Origin of the sequence: Kribbella sindirgiensis (genome assembly GCF_004331435.1) — a bacterium.
GTDB classification, from domain to species: Bacteria; Actinomycetota; Actinomycetes; order Propionibacteriales; family Kribbellaceae; genus Kribbella; species Kribbella sindirgiensis.
In genome coordinates this window covers 42,519-64,308 of record NZ_SJKA01000004.1, presented here as the reverse complement: position 1 = coordinate 64,308, position 21,790 = coordinate 42,519, and the positions used below count along the sequence as shown (strand labels likewise).

Annotated in this window: 19 protein-coding genes, 1 other RNA gene and 1 pseudogene; 14 read left to right on the top strand and 7 right to left on the bottom strand. The window is 68.7% G+C overall.

The genetic code is table 11. The annotated features are described in order from the left end of the window. Window positions 1-21: 21 nt before the first annotated feature. The 4 genes from smpB to ssrA all read left to right on the top strand — a co-directional run bounded on the left by smpB (window position 22) and on the right by ssrA (window position 2,360). Complete coding sequence (gene smpB / locus E0H50_RS12105; protein ID WP_131287175.1) at window positions 22-495, top strand: SsrA-binding protein SmpB; 474 nt, start codon at window positions 22-24, stop codon at window positions 493-495. A gap of 85 nt (window positions 496-580) precedes the next feature. After that, window positions 581-1,264 carry a DUF3137 domain-containing protein gene (locus tag E0H50_RS12100; protein WP_238150918.1) on the top strand — a complete coding sequence of 228 codons (684 nt, stop codon included), beginning with the start codon at window positions 581-583 and terminating at the stop codon, window positions 1,262-1,264. 73 nt (window positions 1,265-1,337) lie between these two features. After that, a complete protein-coding gene (locus E0H50_RS12095; protein WP_131287171.1) occupies window positions 1,338-1,898 on the top strand; it encodes a DUF1707 and DUF4870 domain-containing protein in 561 nt (186 codons plus the stop codon). 84 nt (window positions 1,899-1,982) lie between these two features. Further along, window positions 1,983-2,360: a transfer-messenger RNA gene (gene ssrA, locus E0H50_RS12090) on the top strand. Between the two features lie 52 nt (window positions 2,361-2,412). Here ssrA and E0H50_RS12085 read toward each other — a convergent pair. The 5 genes and pseudogenes from E0H50_RS12085 to E0H50_RS12065 all read right to left on the bottom strand — a co-directional run bounded on the left by E0H50_RS12085 (window position 2,413) and on the right by E0H50_RS12065 (window position 7,918). After that, the gene (locus E0H50_RS12085) at window positions 2,413-3,048 is read right to left on the bottom strand and encodes a type II toxin-antitoxin system HipA family toxin (protein WP_238150973.1); all 636 of its coding nucleotides are present in this window, start codon (window positions 3,046-3,048) and stop codon (window positions 2,413-2,415) included. A gap of 275 nt (window positions 3,049-3,323) precedes the next feature. Then, window positions 3,324-3,581: pseudogene (locus E0H50_RS43765) on the bottom strand (HipA N-terminal domain-containing protein); the annotation flags it as partial. Further along, window positions 3,578-3,880: a helix-turn-helix domain-containing protein gene (locus tag E0H50_RS12075; RefSeq protein WP_131287167.1), complete on the bottom strand. Its 303-nt coding sequence runs from the start codon at window positions 3,878-3,880 to the stop codon at window positions 3,578-3,580. The pseudogene E0H50_RS43765 and the gene E0H50_RS12075, both read right to left, overlap by 4 nt. Window positions 3,881-4,004: 124 nt before the next feature. Beyond that, window positions 4,005-5,840, bottom strand: coding sequence for a glycoside hydrolase family 127 protein (locus E0H50_RS12070; protein ID WP_131287165.1), 1,836 nt, complete (start codon window positions 5,838-5,840; stop codon window positions 4,005-4,007). Further along, window positions 5,837-7,918 (bottom strand): golvesin C-terminal-like domain-containing protein, encoded by a 2,082-nt coding sequence (locus E0H50_RS12065; protein WP_131287163.1) that lies wholly within the window; start codon window positions 7,916-7,918, stop codon window positions 5,837-5,839. The genes E0H50_RS12070 and E0H50_RS12065 overlap by 4 nt, the downstream gene beginning before the upstream one ends. A 186-nt stretch (window positions 7,919-8,104) precedes the next feature. Here E0H50_RS12065 and E0H50_RS12060 point away from each other — a divergent pair, with 186 nt between their 5' ends. From E0H50_RS12060 to E0H50_RS12020, 9 genes are read left to right on the top strand one after another with little or no spacing between them, the layout of a single operon-like run. Then, window positions 8,105-9,124 (top strand): LacI family DNA-binding transcriptional regulator, encoded by a 1,020-nt coding sequence (locus E0H50_RS12060; RefSeq protein ID WP_131287161.1) that lies wholly within the window; start codon window positions 8,105-8,107, stop codon window positions 9,122-9,124. Then, window positions 9,121-10,050 (top strand): ABC transporter permease, encoded by a 930-nt coding sequence (locus E0H50_RS12055; protein ID WP_131287159.1) that lies wholly within the window; start codon window positions 9,121-9,123, stop codon window positions 10,048-10,050. The genes E0H50_RS12060 and E0H50_RS12055 overlap by 4 nt, the downstream gene beginning before the upstream one ends. Beyond that, window positions 10,047-10,931 (top strand): ABC transporter permease, encoded by an 885-nt coding sequence (locus tag E0H50_RS12050; RefSeq protein WP_131287157.1) that lies wholly within the window; start codon window positions 10,047-10,049, stop codon window positions 10,929-10,931. The genes E0H50_RS12055 and E0H50_RS12050 overlap by 4 nt, the downstream gene beginning before the upstream one ends. 38 nt (window positions 10,932-10,969) lie before the next feature. After that, on the top strand, window positions 10,970-12,502 hold the full coding sequence (locus E0H50_RS12045) for an ABC transporter substrate-binding protein (protein WP_165547080.1): 1,533 nt from the start codon (window positions 10,970-10,972) through the stop codon (window positions 12,500-12,502). Next, window positions 12,499-13,467 (top strand): ABC transporter ATP-binding protein, encoded by a 969-nt coding sequence (locus E0H50_RS12040; RefSeq protein WP_131287153.1) that lies wholly within the window; start codon window positions 12,499-12,501, stop codon window positions 13,465-13,467. The genes E0H50_RS12045 and E0H50_RS12040 overlap by 4 nt, the downstream gene beginning before the upstream one ends. Continuing rightward, window positions 13,467-14,234 carry an ABC transporter ATP-binding protein gene (locus E0H50_RS12035; protein ID WP_131287151.1) on the top strand — a complete coding sequence of 256 codons (768 nt, stop codon included), beginning with the start codon at window positions 13,467-13,469 and terminating at the stop codon, window positions 14,232-14,234. Before E0H50_RS12040 ends, E0H50_RS12035 begins: the two co-directional genes overlap by 1 nt. After that, the gene (locus E0H50_RS12030) at window positions 14,231-16,075 is read left to right on the top strand and encodes an MGH1-like glycoside hydrolase domain-containing protein (RefSeq protein ID WP_131287149.1); all 1,845 of its coding nucleotides are present in this window, start codon (window positions 14,231-14,233) and stop codon (window positions 16,073-16,075) included. Before E0H50_RS12035 ends, E0H50_RS12030 begins: the two co-directional genes overlap by 4 nt. Beyond that, the gene (locus E0H50_RS12025; protein ID WP_131287147.1) at window positions 16,072-17,676 is read left to right on the top strand and encodes an FAD-dependent oxidoreductase; all 1,605 of its coding nucleotides are present in this window, start codon (window positions 16,072-16,074) and stop codon (window positions 17,674-17,676) included. The genes E0H50_RS12030 and E0H50_RS12025 overlap by 4 nt, the downstream gene beginning before the upstream one ends. Beyond that, the gene (locus E0H50_RS12020; RefSeq protein WP_131287145.1) at window positions 17,676-18,560 is read left to right on the top strand and encodes a dihydrodipicolinate synthase family protein; all 885 of its coding nucleotides are present in this window, start codon (window positions 17,676-17,678) and stop codon (window positions 18,558-18,560) included. Before E0H50_RS12025 ends, E0H50_RS12020 begins: the two co-directional genes overlap by 1 nt. On the opposite strand, the gene E0H50_RS12015 is transcribed toward E0H50_RS12020, so the two are convergent. After that, on the bottom strand, window positions 18,526-19,203 hold the full coding sequence (locus tag E0H50_RS12015; protein WP_165547078.1) for an alpha/beta hydrolase: 678 nt from the start codon (window positions 19,201-19,203) through the stop codon (window positions 18,526-18,528). The two genes, E0H50_RS12020 and E0H50_RS12015, sit on opposite strands and share 35 nt — an antisense overlap. Before the next feature lie 327 nt (window positions 19,204-19,530). Here E0H50_RS12015 and E0H50_RS12010 point away from each other — a divergent pair, with 327 nt between their 5' ends. Continuing rightward, window positions 19,531-20,391, top strand: a complete 861-nt coding sequence (locus E0H50_RS12010) for a phytanoyl-CoA dioxygenase family protein (RefSeq protein WP_165547077.1) — start codon at window positions 19,531-19,533, stop codon at window positions 20,389-20,391. Between the two features lie 160 nt (window positions 20,392-20,551). Here E0H50_RS12010 and E0H50_RS12005 read toward each other — a convergent pair whose 3' ends face one another. Next, window positions 20,552-21,775 (bottom strand): glycoside hydrolase family 1 protein, encoded by a 1,224-nt coding sequence (locus tag E0H50_RS12005; protein ID WP_131287139.1) that lies wholly within the window; start codon window positions 21,773-21,775, stop codon window positions 20,552-20,554. Window positions 21,776-21,790 lie beyond the last annotated feature (15 nt).

Here is a 21,790-nt window from a genome sequence, read left to right as displayed (position 1 = left end):
GCCACCTGCGATACTGGTCGGATGGTGAAACAGACCGGCCGGGAGAAGCCGATCGCGCAGAACCGTAAGGCGCGACACGACTACCACATCGAGGACGTGGTAGAGGCCGGGCTGGTGCTGACAGGGACCGAGGTCAAGTCCCTCCGGCAGGGCCGGGCCTCCCTCGTCGACGCGTTCGCCGCCGTCCGCGGGAACGAGCTCTGGCTGCAGGGCATGCACATCCCGGAGTACAAGCACGGCACGTGGACGAACCACGAGCCCCGCCGTACGCGGAAGTTGCTGCTGCACAAGGACGAAGTCCAGAAACTGATCCGCGAGGTCGAGCAGCAGGGGGTGTCGCTGATCCCGCTGTCGCTGTACTTCAAGGACGGCTACGCGAAGGTCGAGCTCGCCACCGGGCGCGGCAAGAAGGACTACGACAAGCGCCACGCCCTCGCCGAACGCCAGGCGAACCGCGAGGCCCAGCGCGCCCTGTCGGACCGCCGCCGCCAGTAGTACCCCCTGGGTGGGCTAGGTTGCGATTGTGCTCGCTCTCGCGGTGCCTCGCTGGCTTGAAGCCGTGGGCGGAATCCTGTTCGGGATGGCCCTGGTCATCGGTGGAATCGTCCTGTTCGGTCTCCTGATCGCGCGCATCGGCGGTCCGTGGGTCGACCGGGCGAACGCCGAGCTCGCCAGGGAACAGGCCGGCGCCGAGGGGTACGGCTGGCTCCCGGGGACCGACGCCGACGGGCAGCTGCACGCAGCCGGCTGCCGGATCTTCGCCCCGGACGGGGACCTGCGCCGGATCCTGGCCGGCGAGTACCAGGGCCGCCCGATCCGGATGGCCGAGTTCGTCTACACCGAAGGCGGCCGGTTGCCGAGCACCTCGGTCAATCACCTGGTCGCGATCGAACTGCCCGTCCGGCTGCCCGAGCTGGCGATCGGTCACGACCTGGACATCCGCGCCGAATCCGTCCTCGACGAGAGGGCGGCCGTCGAGCCGCGGATGGAGCGGGTCGAGGTGGAGAGCGAGACCTTCAACCGCCAGTTCCGCGCGACCGCTCTCGATGCGCGGTACGCGTCCGCCGTACTGCACCCGCGGATGATGGAATGGCTGCTCAACCAGCCGCCACTGAACTTCTGGATCTCCGGCAGCCTGCTCGTCGCGTACGCCGCCAAGCCCTGGACGGTGCCGCAGACGCTGACGGCGCTGCCCGTGCTGAGCGGGGTCGCCGACCTGATCCCGCCGTTCGTACTATCGGACTACGGGCAACCGGTGCGCTGATCCGGGTTCGGTCAGGGGCGCTTCGGGGGCGAACCCGATGGGGCGGGCGGCCGTCGGCGCGCAGAGTGGAAACATGTCCACATCAGAGCTGCTCGTGACGCCGGCCCAGCGCGACCGGGCCGTCGAGATCCTGAAAGAAATGTACGCCGACGGTCGGCTCGACCACATGGAGTTCGACCTCCGGCTCGAGAAGGCCCTGAAGGCCCGCACCCGGGCCGAGCTGAACAGCTCGTTCGACGGGCTGGTCTCGCGGCCGGTCCCGACGTTCGCGCCGGCGGCCTTCACCCGGCCGGCGCCGCTGCAGACGTACCGCGGCGACGGGCGCGGGATGGGCACGATCGCGCACTGGCTCGGCTACCCGACGTCGTTCGTCGGCCCGGCGCTGGTCGTCGCGACCTCCGGCCAGAAGAATCCCGCCGTACGCCGGCACGCCGTCGAGGCGCTGAACTTCCAGCTGACCGCGTTCGGGGCGTTCGCGCTGCTGGGGATCGCGACCGGGATCACCGACGGGTTCCTCGGGTTCCTGTTCCCGATCCTCGGGATCCTCTGGTTCCTGCTGACCGGCATCGGCGGCCTGGCCACCGCGGCGGGCGGCAAGTTCCGCTATCCGTTCACCCTGCGCCTGATCAAGTAGGGGAATGTCAGGTGCGGGCAGCTTGTTGGACTTGATAGTGTGGATCTTCCACCGCGGTACGGGTGGGAGTTTGACAACTCAACAGGGGGTGAACGGTTTCGACTTTGGACGTACGTTCCAAGGGAAGCGGGCCGAGGATCCAGGGTTATCTCGTTAACGATCTCTGGAAACCAATAACTGCCGATTCCAAGCGCAGTAGCTTCGCTCTCGCCGCCTGACGGCCTGAGCACTTAAAGAAGCGGTCAGCCCGGGGATGCTCTCGCCCCGGCCCCTGGCCTCATCTAGAGAGCTTGCTTTGCTAGCCCGGTCACGGGGTTAGCACGGGACATTTACAGTGACTGAGCCTGTCAGCGAGATGTCTGTACAAACGCTGGGGCTGAGAAAAGCGCCATTCAGACTGCGCCCGGAGAAGCCTTGAAGCGACGCCGAAGGACGCGGGTTCGATTCCCGCCACCTCCACCCCTTGAGAACGCCCAGGTCAGAGCCATCTGACCTGGGCGTTCTGCTCGGAGGCTCAGCGGGCCAGGCCGGCCATCTGCCCTCGAAGGCCTTCGAACGCTTCTTCGAAGCGAGGCAGTTCGTGGGCGGGTACGCTGTTGCTGAGAGCAACTTCCTTCCAGCCTGCGGTGCCCTCGAGTACGTCGCGAAGGATTCGGCGGGCGTCCCCGGTCGTGAGCCGGAACGAGTCCGCGTACGACATCAGGCCGGTCAACTCGTCGTCGCGGTGGTATGCCCCTCCGATACCGGTCACCCGTTGCATGCCGACTTCTGGGTTCGGGTTGAGATCGAAAGCCGGCGACAGTCGCCAGCCGGATCGGCCGTCACGGAGGAAACCGTGATTGCGCAGGTGGTCGTCGGTGTTGTGGACGGCGACCGAGAAGGCGATCCGCCGCCACAGCTGCCGCAGATCTGCGCCGACCCGCGATCCGTACTCCGCCAGCGTCTCTGCCACCTCGAGATAGTCGGCCGGCGTGCCGTCCCGGCCATGGACCATCGTCATCGCACTCATGTACCCGACCCGCCGCCCGGTCTCCCGGTCGAATCGCTCGAGTGCGAGGACGGATCGGCCACCGATCGAGACGAGTCTCCGGGCCGGCGCCTCGACGCCCGATCGCTGCGCCAGATCGAGGGCCGACTTCTCCCAGCCGATGACATCCCATTCGTCGCCCGGGTGCGGGAACTTGGCGATGAACAGTCTTTCACCGCTGACATGTCGTCGGGATCTCGGGCCGCGGCGTCGGCTGCCTGCAGTAATCTCGGCAGCTCCACCAGCTTGGGAACCGTCAGATCCGGATCGAGGTACGGGCCGTCGGGTGTGGTGCGGAACCGCAGGGCTCCTTGGCGGGTCAGATCGCTGACGCCCAGCAGGTAGTCCACATCGCTCACGGCCGGGCTCGTTCTGCCCTCTCGAAGGGCTCGTACCCGCAGCAGCTTGGCGATGAGATTCCGGCCCCAGCGGTCCGGAGAACAGTCGCTGAGCGCACCGGGCATCCCGCTGACCGTGTGGTTCCCTTGCGCGAGAGGCATCGCCGGGTCGACCGTGTAGGCATCCGGTCGCGACAGGTAGGTCTCGTCGTACCGGAATGCCGTGGAGAGCACGTTGCGGCGACGGCTGAAGTAGGCCGTACCGACGGTGACCGGCCGTCCGTCGAGATCCACCGAGACGATGACGGCATCGCTCATCGCCGGACTCGTTTCGGTAGCGCCTGATCCGCGCGGGCGCGGCCGAGATCGGTCTCGTACGGGTCGAGCGCTTCGACCAGGCGATCGAGAGTGCCGAGCACCCGGGCGACGTTGAGGAACACGTCGAGACCGACCGTGGTCTCCCCGTGCTCCAGTTTGCGGAGCGTGTCGCGGGAGAGGCCCGCACGATCCGCGACCTGTGCAGCAGTGAGACCCTGCAACTTGCGCCAAGCCGTGAGATGCGCACCGATCCGCTCCCCGGCAAGCCGCGTCCGCGCCGGTACGGGCAACCGCGCCATGACGCTCACACTCCCTGACGTAATGACGCCTATCGTAGTCATTGTAGCCGGTAGTGGCGACGGTAGTAGCCATTATGCGGATCGGTCGCGTCTCTCAACGAGCCGAACTTCCGACTCACGACAACTAGACCGCCGGGATCCATACCCGCATCGCGTGCTGGCCGCGGTTTGCCCAGGTGTAGTAGGGGATCAGGGTGATCGGGACCGGTTTGCCTTCGGTTGACCGGCCGTCGTAGGGAACGTATGGCGAGTCCTGCGCCGAGACCGCGAGTCCGGTGGTGTGCAGGGTTGTCACGCCGTCGAGCAGGTTGGGGCGATCCTGTGCATCCAGGTTGGCTGTGGGATCGATGCGGAGGTCTTCGACGGTCGCCGCCTGGTCGGGCTGTTCGGCGGCGTACACCAGTGGGCCGCGCGCGACGGCAACGCAGCCCCGGGTTGCATCGGCGTTGGCGCCGGACACCACCAGGCGCGGTGACATGGGCAGGTCCAGGACGACCGCGTCACCGGCCTGGAACAGTCTGCTGACCTTGGCGTACCCAGGGGCGGCGGGGTGGCCGTCGATCGCCGCCCCAGTCGCCCACTCGGGGATCCGCAGGGCCAGCTCGACCTCGTGATCTGGCGCATCCGTCACAGTGATGGTGATTCGGCCGTTCCACGGATAGTCGGTCTCGACGTCAACGGCGAAGGTCCCGGAGCGGAGCTTGCCGGTGGCGTATTGGTGGATCTGCAGTGCGTCCTCGCTGCCGGTGGCCAGGTACGCAGGCAGGCTGGCGAGGGTGCGCATCACGTTCGGCGGACAGCACGCGCAGTTGAACCACGGCCGGCGCCCGTGCGCCGGCGAGCGCTGCAGGTCACCCCGAGCGTCGGTCCGCCGATGCAGCGTGTTGACGTAGAAGTACTCCGCCCCACTGAGCGAAACCCCAGGCAGTACGGCGTTGTAGAGGATCAGCTCGATCTGCTCGGCGTACTGCGGATCGCCCGTCGCCAGCAGCAGCCGCCACGCCCAATGCAGCGTTCCGATCGCGGCACACGTCTCGGCGTACGCCCGGTCCGGTGGCAACTCGTACACATCGCCGAACGCTTCACCGTCCCATCGCGATCCGACCGCACCGTTGACATGCTGCTTCTGCCGGCGCATCGCGTCGTACTGGCCGCGCACCGCCGCGAGCAGTTCCGCGTCTCCGGTCTCGATCGCGACGTCGGTGGCGCCGGCCGCGAAGTAGACCGCACGGACGGCATGCCCCTCGACGGTCGTTGCCTGACGCACCGGGACCCGATCCGCGTAGTGCGCAGGGTTGCCGTAGTGCGACGGATCGAAGCCCGGTTTCGTGGCGCGACCGTGGCCGCGGGCGTCGACGAAGTACCTCGCGAGCTCCAGGTAGCTCGGCTCGCCGGTCTGCCGGTACAACTCCACAAGACCCATCTCGACCGCCGGATGCCCGTCGAGGTCTCGGCGCCGGTCCGGGCCGAACGTCGCGACGAGCTGGTCCGCGAAGCGCGTCGCGACCGTCAGCAGTTCGGTGTCGCCGGTGGCGCGAGCAGCAGCCACCGCGGCCTGGAACAGGTGGCCGGCGCAGTACAGCTCGTGGCTCATCCACAGCCGCTCGTAGCGCTTCTCGCCGCGGACCTGGATCGCCGAGTTGAGGTAGCCATCGTCGCGCTGAGCCGCCACGATCGTGCCGCCCAGCGCCTGACCGAGCGGTGATCCGTCCCACGCCGCGGCCTCCAGCCACTTGTACACGTCGGAGTCCCGGAAGCTGCCGCCTTCGGCCGCGCCGGTCTCCTGGCCCGCCGCGATCCGGAGATTGCGAATGTTGCCCGCAGCAACCAAACGTTCGTGCCCCACCGGGATCGCCGCGCGGTTCGCCACCATCCGCCGGTGCCAGAATCCGCCCATCACCTGGTTGTCCGGCAGCGGCCGCAGGACGACCGCTGCCGACGGCATCACCGGTGCGATCATGCCGGCTGCCTCCGGAACCGGACGGCATCGGCGACGACGACGTTGTTCGCCGCGTCACTCAGCTCGACGTACCCGTCCAGCCCGGCCGCGAACCGGAAGACCCCCAGCGAGACCCACTCACCGGTCCGCACTTCGGGTACGCCGTTCTTCGTCTGATCGACCGTCACCGGAGTGACTCCGTCGGCGTGGTGCACGACGTACGTCGCGTCGGTTGCCCGGTTGGTGGTCGCGGAGTACGACGCGAGGACCTCGTACCGGTCGCCGCCGGGCAACGCCGGCCGCCACTGGGCAACGTTGGCGCCGGTGCCCTTCGCGTGCGAGACGTAGTTGAAGCCGTAGTATCCGGGCACGCCGCGGCTGCTCGGCCAGGTCCCGACGACCGAGAAGCCGAGGTCGCCTCCGTTGTCGACGGTGACCTCCTCGCGTACGTCGGGGGCGTGGACGGACTGCACCATGCTCAGCTCGTCGAGCGACATCGTCGTACCGCCGCCGCGCCCAGGTGCGGCCAGGGTGAAGCGGATCGTGTGCCGGCCCGCCCGCAACGACAGACGATCGAGCAGTGCGACGGCGTACCCGTCCATGCGGAAGGTGGTGAAGTCGAAGCTGGAGTTGCGGAGTTCGCGACCGTCCACCGTGACGGTCACCAGGCCGCCGGTGGAGGAACGGAAGTAGCGCAGCCAAAGCTCGTACTCGCAGTCACCGGCCGCGGTGAACGAGTACTCGAGGTAGTCGCCGACGGCTGCTGGAGTGAAGACCGCGCGGGCGCCGCGACGGGCGGTGGGCTCGCGGACGACGGTGATTGTGCCGCCCGAGCGCCGTGCGGCCGGCGCACTGTTGCCGAGGTCAACGGTTCGCTCGGTCAGCTGCGGACCGGTCCCGAGGCTGTCGCGGCCCTGTGTCAGCCACTCGAGGTTGAAGCGGGCCACGGAGACCCGCTGCGGGCTGCCGTCGAGGTCGCCGTCGCAACCGTAGAGCAGGACGATCGTGCCGTCGGAGAGGTTAGCGAGGTCGGAGTAGTACGAGCGGCCCGGATGGACGGTACGGCCGTAGCGGAACGAGTAGCCCTCGTCGTAGCTGACCGAGACGGTCATGTTCCAGCGCATCGGCGCGTCCGGGCGGCTGAACACCATCCGTCGGCCGGGGTAGTTGATGAGGCTGTTGTCGCAGCCGTTGAAGAGGCCCGCGCTGAAGTCGAGGACGGACTCCGACCAGGTGAGTCCGCCGTCCGAGCTGACGGCGATGCCGCGCGGCCAGTCCTGGCCGGAGCCGGGCCGGCTGTTGATCACGACCGTGCCGTCGGAGCGTTCCACCAGCCTGGCCTCACCGAGCGTGGGCAGCCCCGCGATCATCGGGACCTCGCCGCCGGCGTGCCAGGTCCGGCCGTGGTCGTCGCTGTACAGGGTCGATACGCCGTAGTTGCGGTCGGCCGCCGGTACGCCGGTGATGATCGTGCGGTGCGAGACGGTGACGATCAGCCGGCCTGACGTGAGCTGGATGCCGTGGCCGGGACCGGGGCCGTGCATCGCCCAGTTGTACGGGAAGTGGTCGAACATCCCGGCGAGGCTGCGGCGCTCGCTCCAAGTCACGCCGCCGTCGGTGCTGGAGATGACGTAGACGGTGCTGGAGTCGGCCGAGCAGCTGGTGTTCTCCGGCAGTTGCACGCAGAGGTTGTGGAACAGGAACACCTCTCCGGTGGTCCGGTCGACGACGAACGTTGGGTTCGCCCACGTCTCCCGGTCGACCGCCACCGCGACCGCCTGCGTGGGCGTCCAGGTCTGGCCGCCGTCGGTACTGCGGCGGATCAGCAGGTCGTGCGGTCCGGCGTCACAGGTCTCGTGCCTGCCTTCGGTGCAGGCGATGATCGTGTCGTCCGGCAGCACGACGAGGCCGTAGACGAAGTAGCTGGCCAGCGGGTCGACGGCCGAGTCCCAGAGCGTGGTCTCGGCGAAGTACGGCGTACGCCCGGATCCCGCTGCGCTGCTCGGGGCCGTGGATGCGGCGGACGCGGTGGCGGGGAGTGCGGCCGCGGCGGTTCCGGCGGCGATCCCGAGCGTGAAGTTCCGGCGGCTGATTGACATGCACTTCTCCTTGGCGGCAGAGCGGGATTGGCCGGGACGCTATCCACGATCGGGGCTGGGCGCCAGACGCTAATGGGTATTAGCTTTCCGATCGGCCGGATTGCCACCAGGTATTGACACATGGGCGATCCAGGAATGAAACTCGGCGATCACAGGTGCTAGCCCGTATTAGCAGAGGTGATCGGAATGAGTCCCGGAGCGGCGCGGCGGCCCACCCAGGCCGATATCGCCCGGCTGGCCGGAGTCAGCCAGGCCACCGTGTCGCTGGTGCTGAACGAGCGCGATTCCGGCGTCCGGATCAGCCCGGTGACCCGGGACCGGGTGCTCGCGGTGATGCGCGAGTGGGGGTACGTCGCGAACGCCTCGGCGCGATCACTGGCCGGTGGCCGGAACAAGATCCTCGGCGTCTACACGTTCGAGGCGGTGTTCCCGACCACGAGCATGGACTTCTACTTCCCGTTCCTGCTCGGGATGGAGCAGGAGGCGGCCGAGCTCGGGTACGACCTGCTGCTGTTCACCAGCACCGAGGGCGAGCGGCAGATCTACCGCGACGGCTCGACCCGGCTGTCCCTCGCGGACGGCGCGTTGCTGCTCGGCCGGAATCCGCGCAGCGAGGAGATCGAGCAGCTGCGCGACTCCGGCTACCCGTTCGTCTACGTCGGGCACCAGGAGGTGTCCGGGGCGCCGGTGTCGTACGTCGCCGCGGACTACGCCGGCGCGACGGAGCAGCTGACCGAGCGGCTCTACGGGCTCGGACACGAACGCGTCGCGTACGCCCGCCTGGGTGACGGCGAAGCGCAGCCGAGCCGCGATCGTGAGCGGGGCTTCCGGCAGGGACGGCGGCAGATGGCTCCGGTCTGGACGCTCGAGTCCGTCGACGAGGTCGACGGACTGATCGCCGAGATCCGCCACGGCGGGATCACCGCGGTGGTGGCGGAGCAGGTCCTGCTGGCCGAGGAGATCGAGCGGCGCGGAGTGTCGATCCCGGACGAGCTGAGTGTCGTCGTCCTCGGTGACTCGATCGGTGCCCAGCGCAACGACACGACGTGGACCGGTCTGGTGGTTCCCCGCGAGGAGATGGGGCGACGGGCCACCCGGTTGCTGGTCGGCCAGCTCGAGACGCCCGAGACCGCCGCCAAGAACGAGAGCGTCGAGTGCCCGCTCACCGACGGCACCACCGTGTCCCCGCCGAGGAGCGTGTCGTGATTCGCGTCGTGGTCAAGCGGCTGCTCGTCGGCGTGCTGGTGATGTGGGGTGCGGCTTCGCTGATCTTCGTCATCGTGCGCGTCGCGCCCGGCGACCCCGCGACGTTGATGCTCGGTCCGGACGCGCCGCCGGACCAGGTCCGCGAGCTGACCGCGACGCTGGGCCTCGATCGGCCGATGCCGTTGCAGTACCTGAGCTACCTCGGGGACGTGGTCCAGTTGCGGTTCGGCGACTCGTACCTGTTCAACCGTCCGGCGATGGCCGAGGTATTCGAGCGGATGCCGGCCACCGCCGAGCTGATGCTTGCCTCGACCACCATCGCGGTGATCGCCGGCCTGGCGCTCGGCCTGCTCGCCGGCGGACGGCCGGGCGGGCTGCTCGACCGGGTGGTCTCCGGCGGCACGATCGCGCTGCAGTCGTTCCCGACGTTCTGGACGGGGATCATGCTGATCCTGATCTTCGCCCTGGCGTTGCGGGTGCTGCCCAGCGCCGGCACCGGGACGCCCGCCCATCTGGTGCTTCCGGCGATCACGCTGGCCCTGCCGTTCACGGCCACGGTCGCGCGGCTGACCCGGACGAGCGTGGCCGAGACGATGCACGAGCAGTACATCCGGACCGCCCGTTCCAAGGGCCTCACCGAACGTCAGGTGCTGCTCGGTCACGCACTGCGGAACTCCCTGATCCCGGTGGTGACGATCATCGGCCTGCACATGGGCGGCCTGATGGGCGGGGCGGTCGTGGTGGAGAACGTGTTCGCCTGGCCCGGCGTCGGAACGCTCGTCGTCGAGTCCGTCGCCAACCGCGACTACACCGTCGTGCAGGCGGCGACCTTCCTCGTGGCCGGGATCGTGATGGCGTTCAACCTCGCCGCCGACCTGGTCTACTCCCAGCTCGATCCGCGGATCCGGATGGAGAGCGCCGCATGACCGCGTCCATCACGGCGTCCGCCGTCCGGCCGGCCGTTGTACGCCGACGTACCGCTGCTCGCCGGTGGCTGAGCCGGATCCCGTACGCCGTCCTCGCCATCTACGCGGCCGTCGCCGTGGCCGGCCCGCTGCTCGTCGACTACAACCCGATCCAGACCGACCTCGCGAACCGGCTGCTCAAGCCCGGCGCGCACCTGTCGTCCGGCGGTACCGCCTGGCTGGGCACCGACGGGCTGGGCCGCGACATCTTCGCCCAGCTCGTGTACGGCGCTCGCACCTCGGTGCTGATCGGTGTCTCGACCGTCGTCGTCTCCGCGGTCGTCGGTACGGCGATCGGCGTCACGGCCGGGTACTTCCGCGGCTGGCTGGACACCGTGCTGTCCCGCGGCATCGACATCCTGCTCGCGTTCCCGGCGATCCTGCTGGCGATCGTGATCGCGGGATCCTTCGAGCGCAGCGTCGTCGTGGTGGTCGGTGCGCTGTCGGCCACCGCATGGATCTCCTTCGCCCGCGTCACCCGCGGTACGGCGCTCTCGGTGCGCGAACGCGCCTGGGTCGACGCCGCCCGCGTACTCGGCGTGAAGCGGCGGTTCATCCTGATCCGGCACGTGCTGCCGTTCACCGCAGGGCCGGTGGTCGCGCTCGCCACGCTCGAGTTCGCGCTCGTCGTACTGGCCGAAGCCGGCCTGAGCTTCCTCGGGATCGGCCTGCCCCCGTCCGCGGTCTCGTGGGGACAAACCATTGCCAACGGCAAACAATATCTCGCCACCGCCTGGTGGATCTCGGGCCTGCCCGGCCTCGCGCTGTCGCTGCTGATCGTCAGCATCGGGATCCTCGGCGACCAGCTCACCGCCCGCTTCGGGCGCGGTCAGCTCAGATGACACCCATCGTTCGAACCTCGGCAGACAGGAAAGACGTCATGACCAGATCCCCTGCCTCAGGAAAGGCCTGGCGCGCGGCGGTGGGCCTCGCGCTCGCGGCAGCGCTCGCGCTCACCGGCTGCAGCACGACCAGCGGCGGCGGTGGCGGGAGCGGCAAGAGTGAGATCACCGTCGCCGGTACCTATCCGATTCAGAACCTCGACCCGGCCAGCCCGTCGGGCGGCAGCAACACCGGTACGCAGCTCGTCGCGCAGGAGCTGTTCAGCCGCCTCGTGCGAGTGCGTCCGGACGGCACCGTCGAGGGTGACCTCGCCACCGAGTGGAAGGCCAACGCCACCGCGTCGGAGTACACGTTCACGCTGCGCAAGGACGTGAAGTTCAGCGACGGCTCGCCGCTCACCGCCGACGATGTGGTGGCCTCGTTCAAGCGGCTGCTCGACCTCAAGAGCACGAACGCGGCGAACTTCACCGACTACACGATGACGGCGCCGTCGCCCGACCAGGTGGTGCTCAAGGCCACCAAGCCGGATGCGGCGATCCTGCGCAAGCTGTCGATCTTCTACGTCATCCCGGCCAAGGTCACTGGTGAGGACCCTGACTTCTTCAAGAGCCCGGTCGGCTCGGGCCCGTTCAAGCTGGAGAAGTTCGACCCCTCCGGCTCGGTCGCCCTGGTGCCGAACGCGAACTACTACGCGGGCGTCCCGAAGCTCGACCGGGTGACCTTCCGGACGATGCCGGAGCTCGCGGCGCGGATGACCGCCCTGCGTACCGGCGAGGCCGATCTGATCTGGGGGATCCCGGACGATCAGCTGTCGCAGGTGAAGAGCGACAGCAACCTGACCGTGGAGACGGTGCAGAGCACCGCGGTGTTCACGATGTGGTTCAACTCGTCCGAGCCCGCGTTGCGGGACGCGAAGGTCCGGCGGGCGCTGTGGCAGGCGGTCGACTTCCCGACGATCATCAAGCAGCTCTATCCGGAGACCGGCAGTTTGGCGGACTCCCCGGTCTCGCCGGTGACGCTCGGGTACGTGAAGCAGCAGCCGGTGAGCTACGACCCGACCGCTGCGAAGGCGGCGCTCACCGCGGCCGGATTCGACTTCGGCAAGAAGCTCCGGCTGCAGTTCGCGAACGCCGAGTTCCGTCCGTTCAACCAGGCGATCGTCTCGGACCTGCAGAAGATCGGTGTGCAGGTGGATCTGCTGGAGAAGGAGCAGGCCGTCTTCACCAAGGACCTGCTCGCGCTGAACTGGGACGTCAACTTCCAGCAGTTGTCCAACCCGACGTACGACGCCGCCAACACCCTCGGCCGACTGTACACCTGCAAGGCCAAGCGCAACGGCTACTGCAACCCGGAGCTCGACAAGCTGCTCGCCGCCGCGGCCGCGTCCCCCGACGAGAAGGAGCGGACCCGGCTGTACGGCGAGGCGAGCAAGATCATCTGGTCCGACGCGGTCGGCATGTTCCCGATGGCGGTCAAGTACGCGTACGCGTGGAACAAGCGCCTGACCGGCTTCACGCCGGACCCGGCAGGCCTCCCCGACTTGGCCAAGGTACAGGTCAGCAGCTCATGACCGTTTCCCTCGAGGTGGCTGGGCTGGTCGTCGACCTGCCCGGCCGCGACGGCCCGGTGCGGGTCGTGGACGAGGTGTCGTTCGACATCGCGCCGGCGACCACGGTCGGGCTGATCGGCGAGTCGGGCAGTGGCAAGACGATGACCGCCAACGCGGTGATCGACCTGCTGCCCGACGGCGCCAGAACCGGCGGCGCCTTGCGATGGCAGGGTGAGGACCTGTTGCAGGTGTCCGCGTCGCGGCGCCGGCGGGTGCGCGGGCACGAGATCGCGATGATCTTCCAGGACCCGTTGGCTGCTTTGAACCCGACGCAGACTGTGGGACGTCAGGTGGGGGAGATCCTCCGCCGAGCGGGCCGCCCCTCCGACGAGGTACGCCGCCGCGTGCTGGAGCTCCTCGATCGGACCGGGATCCCCGAGCCTGCCACCCGGTCCCGCAACTATCCGCACGAGTTCTCCGGCGGTATGCGGCAGCGGGCGATGATCGCGCTCGCGCTGGCCGGCAGCCCCGCACTGCTGCTGGCCGACGAGCCGACGACCGCCCTGGACGTCACCGTCCAGGCACGCATCCTGCGATTGCTGCGCGACATCCAGGAGGACGAAGGACTCGCGATGCTGCTGGTCAGCCACGACCTGCGCGTCGTCAACCACGTCGCGCACCAGGTGGTGGTCATGTACGCCGGTCGCGTCGCCGAACGTGGACCGACCGCCGCGCTGCTGAGCAAACCGGCGCACCCGTACACACGGGCGCTCGTGGACAGCGTTCCCGCCGTACGCACGCGCACCGCGCTCGCGCATCCGCTGCCCGGGACACCCGCGACACCGGCGAACCGCCCGTCGGGGTGTGCCTTTCACCCGCGATGCCCGATCGCCCGTGAGCTGTGCCGGACCGAGCAGCCCGCGGTCCGGGAGGTCGGCGCCGGTCGCTGGACCGCATGCCACTTCGCCGAGGAGTTGGTGGGTTGATGCTGGAAGTCCGTGACCTCGACGTGAGCTTCGGCCGGGCCCGGCGCAGGTTCAAGGCTGTCGACGGCGTCAGTCTGACCGTCGGCCCCGACGAGACGCTCGGCCTGGTCGGCGAGTCCGGATCCGGTAAGACGACGGTGGCCCGCGTGGTCGTCGGCCTGGTCAAGCCGGACTCCGGAGACGTCCTGTTCGACGGCAAACCGCTCGGACCTGTCGGTCGGCGGCCGGCGTCGCTGCAGCGCGCCGTACAGATGGTGTTCCAGGATCCACGATCGTCGCTGAACCCGCGGATGACGGTGTCGGCCGTCATCGACGAAGCCTGGCGAACCCATCCGGAGTCGGCTCCCACCGGCGACCGTACGGCGGGCTTGCACCAGCTGCTCGACGATGTCGGGCTGGACGCGACGGTGGCCCGGCATCGCGCCGGTGAACTGTCCGGCGGGCAATGCCAGCGCGTCAGCATCGCGCGGGCGCTGGCGGTCAAACCCCGGCTGCTCGTGTGCGACGAGGCGGTCTCTGCGCTCGACGTCTCGGTCCAGTCGCAGATCCTCCGCCTGCTGGTCGATCTCCAGCAACGGCACCACCTCTCGATGCTGTTCATCTCGCATGACCTCGGCGTCGTCCACCAGATCGCGGACCGGATCGCCGTCATGCGCCGCGGCGTCCTGGTCGAGGAGGGCGTGGCCACCGACGTACTGAGCGACCCACAGCACGAGTACACCCGCAGCCTCCTCGACGCCGCCCTCGAACTCACGAAGGAATCATGACGAACGAATACGCTCGTATTCAGACGGATCTCGCCCGCGGCTGGAACACCTGGGACACGCGGAGTGTGCTCACCCAGGTCCTGCTGCCCGACGCGCTCGGACTGTCCTTCGGGCTGAAGGAGTACTACCGCGGTACGTCGTTGCGTACGGCGCAGATCGGCCGGCGGACCGAGGGAGCGGAGACCGTCACGCTCGGCCCGCACGCGTACGACGGGAGCTACACCGAGACGACCGTGCGCTGGGCCGGGATCACGATCCGCGTGCAGACCGCCCACGCCGAAGGCGATCTGGTGGTGCTCGTGACGCCGACGGCGAACCAGTCGAAGAGCGCGCTGCTGACTGTTGCCGTCGGCTACTTGTGGAACCGGCCGGGCACGGTCGACCGGACCGGTGACCGCATCATGGCGACCGGTGCTGACGGCAATATTGTCGAGGTGTTCGCCACCGCGCCGATGGTCGAGGATCCGTACGTCGACATCGACGGGCCGCACCTCGCGCTCGAGCTCACCGGCGCGGTCGGCGTCAGCACGGGGCGCCACCGCGACCTGCGCGAGATCGCGGCGATCGTCGACGCTGCGTCGGCGCCGTACCGGCAGACGGATCCGCATCAGGACATCGTCCGGGACGCGATCTCGTGGAACACGATCTACGAGCCGTCCAAGTCGCGGGTCGTCACCACCGTCAGCCGGCTGTGGAACGTCGGCAAGCGCGGCGGATACGCACTGTTCTGCTGGGACGCGTTCTTCAACGCGCTGCTGGCGGCCGTGTCCAGCAAGGAGCTCGCCTACGTCAACACCGTCGAGATGCTCCGCGCGATCACCCCGGACGGCTTCGTCCCGAACGTCGAGCAAGGCACCGGCCGGAAGACGTACGACGGTTCGCAGCCGCCGGTGGGATCGCTGGCCGTGCTCGAGCTGTACCGCAAGTTCGGCGAGCGCTGGTTTCTCGCCGAGACGTTCGACGCGTTGCTCTCGTGGAATCGGTGGTGGTGGCGGGTCCGTCGCGACGGCGAGCTGCTCTGCGCGGGGTCGACGTACTTCGATCCGGAATTCCCGTCACCGCAGGACATTCCGCGCATCCACCAGCACTTCGGCGCGACCTGCGAATCGGGGTGGGACGGTCACCCGGTGTTCGACGACGTACCGTTCGACAAGTCCAAGAGTCTGCTGGCCGCACACGACGTCGGGTTGAACAGCCTGTACGTCGTCGATTGCGAGGCGCTGGCCGCGATCGCGGACGTCCTCGGCGAGACCGCCGCCGCGGCCGAGCTGCGTGAACGGCGAGAGGGCGTCGTACGCGCGATGGACTCGTTGTGGGACGAGTCGGTGGGGATCTATCGCAGCCGTCGGACCGACACCGGATCGCTGACCGAGCGCCTGTCGACGATGAGCTTCTATCCGATGCTCGCGGGCGTCGGGGCGGGGGAGCGGGCGGCCCGGATGGTGACCGAACATCTGCTGCCGGAGGACAGGTTCGGTGGTGAGTGGATCCTGCCGACCTCGCCGCGGTACGAGCACATCGACCTGAAGGAGACGAGCTACTGGGAGTACCGAGCATGGCCGCCGGTGAACTTTCTGGTCTACCTGGGGTTGCTGCGCGCCGGCGAGAAGGACGCGGCTGCCTGGCTGGCCGAGGGCAGCTCCCGGCTCGTGCTGAAGGAGTGGAACGAGCACCGGCACGTGCACGAGAACTACTCCAGCATCCACGGCGGCGCCTGCGACAAGCCCAACAGCGAGCCGTTCCAGACCTGGGGTGCGTTGCTCAGCCTGATCGTGCTGATGGAACGCGGTGACGTGGACATCTTCACTGACCTGACCGACAAGGAGAGTGGCGCGGTATGACGACCTCCGAGGCCGATGTGCTGATCGTCGGAGGCGGACTGGGCGGTGTCGCGGCGGCCTTGGCCGCGTTGCGCCGTGGCCGGACCGTCCTGCTCACCGAGGAGACCGACTGGCTCGGCGGGCAGCTGACCAGCCAGGGCGTGCCCCCGGACGAGCACCCGTGGATCGAGCAGTTCGGCGCGACGCGCTCGTACCGCAAGCTCCGCGAGGCGATCCGCGATCACTACCGGGCCTGGTATCCGCTGACCGCCGAAGCGATGGCGACGACCGATCTGAACCCCGGCCAGGGCACTGTCAGTCGGCTGTGCCACGAGCCTCGGGTTGCGGCCGTTGTGCTGGCCGCGATGGTCGGTCCGTATCTCGCCGCCGGGCGGCTGACCATCCGCTACCTTCACCGGCCCGTGTCGGCCGAGGTCGACGGTGATCGGGTCACGGCGGTGACTTTTGCCGGTCCGGACGACGAGTTGTTCCATGCGGCTGCGCCGTACGTGCTGGACGCTACCGAGCTGGGCGATCTGCTCGAGTTGGCGGGCATCGAGCACGTCACCGGGTTCGAGTCCGCTGCGGAGACCGGCGAGCCGAGTGCGCCGGCGGAGGCGCAGCCGGACAACATGCAGGCGTTCTCGTGGGTCTTCGCGGTCGAGCATCGCGCGGGTGAGGATCACACGATCGACCGTCCGGACCAGTACGGGTTCTGGCGCGACTACCAGCCGTCGTTCTGGCCGGGCCGACTGCTCGGGCTGCTGTCCCCGGATCCCCGCACGCTGAAGCCCGTGCAGCGGACGTTCGTGCCGAACGCGTCGTCGGGCCCGGTGGTCGCCGACCAGAGCCTCGGGCCTGGCGACGAGGACCTGTGGGTGTTCCGGCGGATCGTGTCCCGCGAGCTGCTCCGGCCCGGGTTCGCGGCGAGCGACGTCACGATCGTCAACTGGCCGATGATCGACTACCTGCCCGGCCCGCTGATCGGGGTCTCCGACGACGAGCGGGCCAAGCATCTCGACGGCGCCCGGAGCCAGGCGCTCAGCATGCTGTACTGGCTGCAGACCGAGGCGCCGCGCCCGGACGGCGGCACCGGCTGGCCCGGGCTGCGGCTGCGCCCGGACGTGATGGGCAGCACCGACGGACTGGCCAAGGCGCCGTACATCCGCGAGTCCCGGCGAATCCGCGCCCGCCGCACGATCGTCGAGCACGACCTGTCGCTCGCGGTGCGCGGCGAACACGGCGCGGTGCAGTATCCGGACAGCGTCGGGATCGGCATGTACCGGATCGACCTGCACCCGTCGACCGGCGGGAACAACTACATCGACGTGGCGAGCTGCCCGTTCCAGATCCCGCTCGGTGCGTTGCTGCCGGTCCGGGTCCGCAACGTCGTTGCCGCGGGCAAGAACCTGGGGACGACGCACATCACCAACGGGTGCTACCGGTTGCACCCGGTGGAGTGGAACGTCGGCGAGGCGGCTGGCGCGCTGGCGGCGTACTGCCTGGAGAACGGGTACGAACCGGCGCAGGTGTCCGAGGATCCCGCCGTACTGGAGAAGTTCCAGCGCGAGTTGGTCGCGGACGGTTTCGAGCTGGCGTGGCCGCAGGTCCGGGGGTACTGATGCTCGAAGGAGTCGTCGTACCGCTGGTGACGCCGATGAGCGAGCCGGGCATCCCGTCGGCGGCGGCCGCGGAGCCACTCCTGGCAGCGATGGCCTCAGCCGGCATCGAGCGGTTGATGTTGCTCGGCAGCAACGGGGAAGGACCGCTGATCCCGTACGACCTGGCCGGGGAGTACGTCGCCGGCGTGGTCAAGCAATGGCGTGAGCTCGTGCCCGGCGGCGTGATCATGGTGAACGTGACCGCCGCCGGGACGCAGGAATCGGGCCGGCGCGCAGCAGACGCCGCGGCGGCCGGCGCCGACGCGCTGGTGTCGAGCCCGCCGACGTTCTTCCGGCATCGCGACGACGAGGTGATCGCGCACTTCGCGGCCCTCGGCACGTACGGATTGCCGGTGGCGGCGTACAACACGCCACGCTCGACACCGCTCAACCGCGCGATCGTCGACGCGTTGGTCGCGATGCCGCACCTGATCGGGGTCAAGGACTCTTCCGGCGATCCGTCGACAGTGGCCTCCTTGCTCGCGGCACCGGGACTCCAGGTGAGCCAGGGCGACGAACAACACCTGGCCGACGCACTGCGCGCCGGCGCCCATGGCATCACCCCCGGCATCGCAAACCTCGCCCCACGGCTGGCCCTGGAGCTGGCAGCCGATCCCACCGACCACCTCCAGCACCTCGCGACCGCACTGACGGCGATCCACAAGATCCGCCCCGGCGTACCAACCGTCAAGGCCCTCCTCCACACCCGCGGCCTCTGCCCACCCCACTCGTCCCCGCCCCTCACCCCCTGCACCCCGGCCGAGCTGAACAACCTCCTCCAGACAGTCGAACCATTGGAGCCCTACCTCATCAGACAGGTTGGAACGGGGTGCGGAGGAAGGTGAGGAAGGTTTGGCGGAAGGGGGAGGGGGTTTGGGTGTTGGGGGTGTAGAGGACTTGCTGGGCGTGGCCGGAGCCTGGGGGGAGGAGTAGTAGGCGGGATCGTGGGGTGGTCTTGCTGATCGACGTGATTTCTGGGACGGAGGAGGCTGTGTCGTCTCGGGCCAGGACGTAGAGGACGGGTTGGCGGATGGTTCGGGCTACCGAGGTGGCGCTCGCGGTGGGGGCGTCGGCGGTGCCTAGGGGTGTTGTCAGGCCGGCGGTGGAGAGGGAGACGGCGGCGGTGATGCCGGAGTTGGGGCGGGCTGCGGCGACCAGCGGGATGGAGCCGCCCGCGGACGCTCCGACGACTACAACCTGGGTGGCTCCGCGTTTACGCAGGTCGGCGACGACCGCGAGCAGGTCCTCGACCGGGCGGACCTCGTTGACACATGTGCTCGAGCCGACACAGGTCTGGTCGTAGCCGACGACGTTCAGTCCGGCCTTGGCCAGCCAGCCGATTTCGCCGGCCCAGTTGCAGATACCCCGCGATCCCGAGCCGTGGACGAGCACGACGCCGAGCCGTCCGCTGCCCGCAGCGGCCGAGTAGAGCTGTACGTCGTTGCGCACCTTCACCACTCGTGGCGTCGCGGCGGGCTGATCTGCCACGCCACACCGCTCACCCAGTGCACTGAGTTCCACAGAAGGCGACGGCGACGGGGACTGGGACGACTGACTGGGTGACGGTGTGCCGGTGGAGTCCGGGGCGGACGGCTCCGAGCATCCGGCGAGCAGCAGACCAGCACATACCAAGACCGCTCCAAGTGGACGCACGATGACAGATCCTTCCGGTCGCCGGTCGGTGGATCATAAGCCGACGATCACGACCGAGGCCAGAACGTTCATCGGCCTGCCACGGCAGTCATTCCACCGGTTCGGGCCGCACTGCCAAAGTGATCATCACTGAACCTGTTGGCCACCGGAGACGGGAGCACCGTGATCACGATCGACGTTGAGGAAGCCGACCGCGACGCCGGCGGGCTGGCGCCGGAGAAGTTGCAGGCCGCACTGGAGGCACTGCGGACCGACGGCCTGGTGGTGCTGGCGGACGTCGTCGACCTCGAGCACATCGACGCCCTCCATGAACGCATGCTCAGCGATCTGGCGCTGCTCAAGGCCCGGCCGGATGCGCCGTACAACTGGACCGCGGGCAACATCCAGCAGGATCCGCCGCCGTTCGAGCCGTACCTGTTCGAGGACGTCCTCCTGAATCAGCACGTCATCGCGGTGACCGCGGCGATCCTCGGGCCGGGTCTGCGCAACGTCATGTACAGCGGGAACACGTCGCTGCCCAGTGACACCCGGCAGCCGGTGCATGCCGACATGGGGCACCTGTGGCCGTCCGAGGCCTTGGAGATCGCCCATCCGCCGGCACAACTGGTGGTGAACGTCCCCACCGTCGACGTCTCGGCCGAGAACGGCGCCACCGAGATCTGGCTCGGAACCCACCGGGACCTGACCGTCGGCGTCGGCGGGGACATCGAGGTGCCGTTGGACGCTCTCGAGGCCCGGCGGGAGATCGAGCCGCCGATCCAGCCGGTCATCCGGCGCGGCAGCGTGCTGATTCGCGACGTACGGCTGTGGCACGCGGGGATGCCGAACCACACCGACCGGCCGCGGCCGATGATCGCCATGGTGCACGTCAGCCACTGGCTGGAGGTCGGGACCCCATTGGAGTTCCCGGCCTCCAGCAAGCCGTTCTTCGAGCACCCTGTGCTGACCACGGCTGCGCGCTTCACCGATCAGCCGTCGGATCACATCTACCGAAGCCAGGGCTTCGGAATGGTCGACGCCTAGTGTCCTGAGTCGGAAGTTCGACGGCGCTTTCGGCGCCCAGGCACGCACCTCGCGGCACTTGCCCAGCGCCCACGATGCTCCGCATCGAGGCCACTGACCAAGCACCCCGATGCACGCACCTGACCACCGAAATCTCTCGCCGAACTTCCGACTCAGGACACTAGCGGGCGATGGCCGCGGCGAAGTTCGCCGCGGCTTCCGGCCGTTCCGGTACTCGCGGGAGTTCGTTGCGCCGGGCAAGGTCACCGAGCCAGGCCAGGCTCGGCTTGGGCGTCCGGACGAAGGTCTCGTGGTCGACGGCGATCAGCCCGAACGTCGGCTCGTACGATCCCCACTCGTAGTTGTCCAGCAGCGACCAGTGCAGATAGCCGCGAATGTCGCAGCCGTCCTCGATCGCCTCCGCGAGACCGCTCAGCGCCCCGCTCGTGTAGTCGATCCGCCGGGTGTCGTCGGCGGTGGCCATGCCGTTCTCGGTGACCATCATCGGTACGCCGCCGGTGACCTCGCGGGTATGGCGTAGCGCCTGCCCGAGCGCTTCCGGGTAGTACTCCCAGCCGGTGAGCGTGCGTTCGACACCGTCGGCGAACGGCACCGGTCCGTCCGGTCCGATGATCGTCCGCAGGTAGGACTGCACGCCGACGAAGTCGTCCTCGCGGCTCTGCTCGAGGAAGAAGTCCTCGCGCCAGTAGCCCCACTCGTCGCGCTCCTTCTCGTGGCCGGGCACCGCCTGGTAGACCTGGTTCGCGACCGACCAGCCGGCCTTCACATGGCCGAGGCCGCGCAGGACCTCGACCGACGCGTGATGCGCGTCGGCGATCACCTGGGCCGCGTGCGGCGACGGCCCGGGGAAGTTCACCCCGACCTCGGTGTCGATCCGCGCCTCGGTCTGGTTGACCATCATGTTCGGCTCGTTGATCGTGATCACCCAGGTGACGTCGTCGAGGATCCGGGTCGCGGTCTCGGTGAAGACCCGGAACCGGTCGACGGCGTCGTCGGCGTACCAGCCGCCTTCCTGGTGCTGCCACAGCGGCACGGTGAAGTGCTGCAACGTCACGATCGGTTCGACGCCGGCCGATCGGCAGGTGTCGATCATGCGCCGGTAGTGGTCGAGTTGCGCCCGGGACACCTCACCCTTGGCCGGCTCGATGCGGGACCATTCCAGCGAGAACCGGTAGGCGTTCAGGCCGGCATTCGCCAGTAGGGCGATGTCCTCGCCGTACCGGTGGTAGGAGTCGCACGCATCGCCCGAGGGTTCCTTGGCCCAGGTATCCGGGGCGTGCTCCAGCACCCAGTGGCCGGTGTTCGTGTTGCCGCCCTCGATCTGGTGACCGGCGGTCGCGGCACCCCAGAGGAACTGCTGGGGTGCAGGGGTCGAGGAAGTCATATCTGCGGGTCCTTT

Excerpts from the sequence above, each read along its gene's own strand:
- smpB (WP_131287175.1), top strand. The coding sequence starts at position 22 with ATGGTGAAACAGACCGGCCGGGAGAAGCCGATCGCGCAGAACCGTAAG.
- E0H50_RS12100 (WP_238150918.1), top strand. The coding sequence starts at position 581 with ATGGCCCTGGTCATCGGTGGAATCGTCCTGTTCGGTCTCCTGATCGCG.
- E0H50_RS12095 (WP_131287171.1), top strand. The coding sequence starts at position 1,338 with ATGTCCACATCAGAGCTGCTCGTGACGCCGGCCCAGCGCGACCGGGCC.
- E0H50_RS12075 (WP_131287167.1), bottom strand. The coding sequence starts at position 3,880 with ATGGCGCGGTTGCCCGTACCGGCGCGGACGCGGCTTGCCGGGGAGCGG.
- E0H50_RS12070 (WP_131287165.1), bottom strand. The coding sequence starts at position 5,840 with ATGATCGCACCGGTGATGCCGTCGGCAGCGGTCGTCCTGCGGCCGCTG.
- E0H50_RS12065 (WP_131287163.1), bottom strand. The coding sequence starts at position 7,918 with ATGTCAATCAGCCGCCGGAACTTCACGCTCGGGATCGCCGCCGGAACC.
- E0H50_RS12060 (WP_131287161.1), top strand. The coding sequence starts at position 8,105 with ATGAGTCCCGGAGCGGCGCGGCGGCCCACCCAGGCCGATATCGCCCGG.
- E0H50_RS12050 (WP_131287157.1), top strand. The coding sequence starts at position 10,047 with ATGACCGCGTCCATCACGGCGTCCGCCGTCCGGCCGGCCGTTGTACGC.
- E0H50_RS12045 (WP_165547080.1), top strand. The coding sequence starts at position 10,970 with ATGACCAGATCCCCTGCCTCAGGAAAGGCCTGGCGCGCGGCGGTGGGC.
- E0H50_RS12040 (WP_131287153.1), top strand. The coding sequence starts at position 12,499 with ATGACCGTTTCCCTCGAGGTGGCTGGGCTGGTCGTCGACCTGCCCGGC.
- E0H50_RS12035 (WP_131287151.1), top strand. The coding sequence starts at position 13,467 with ATGCTGGAAGTCCGTGACCTCGACGTGAGCTTCGGCCGGGCCCGGCGC.
- E0H50_RS12030 (WP_131287149.1), top strand. The coding sequence starts at position 14,231 with ATGACGAACGAATACGCTCGTATTCAGACGGATCTCGCCCGCGGCTGG.
- E0H50_RS12025 (WP_131287147.1), top strand. The coding sequence starts at position 16,072 with ATGACGACCTCCGAGGCCGATGTGCTGATCGTCGGAGGCGGACTGGGC.
- E0H50_RS12020 (WP_131287145.1), top strand. The coding sequence starts at position 17,676 with ATGCTCGAAGGAGTCGTCGTACCGCTGGTGACGCCGATGAGCGAGCCG.
- E0H50_RS12005 (WP_131287139.1), bottom strand. The coding sequence starts at position 21,775 with ATGACTTCCTCGACCCCTGCACCCCAGCAGTTCCTCTGGGGTGCCGCG.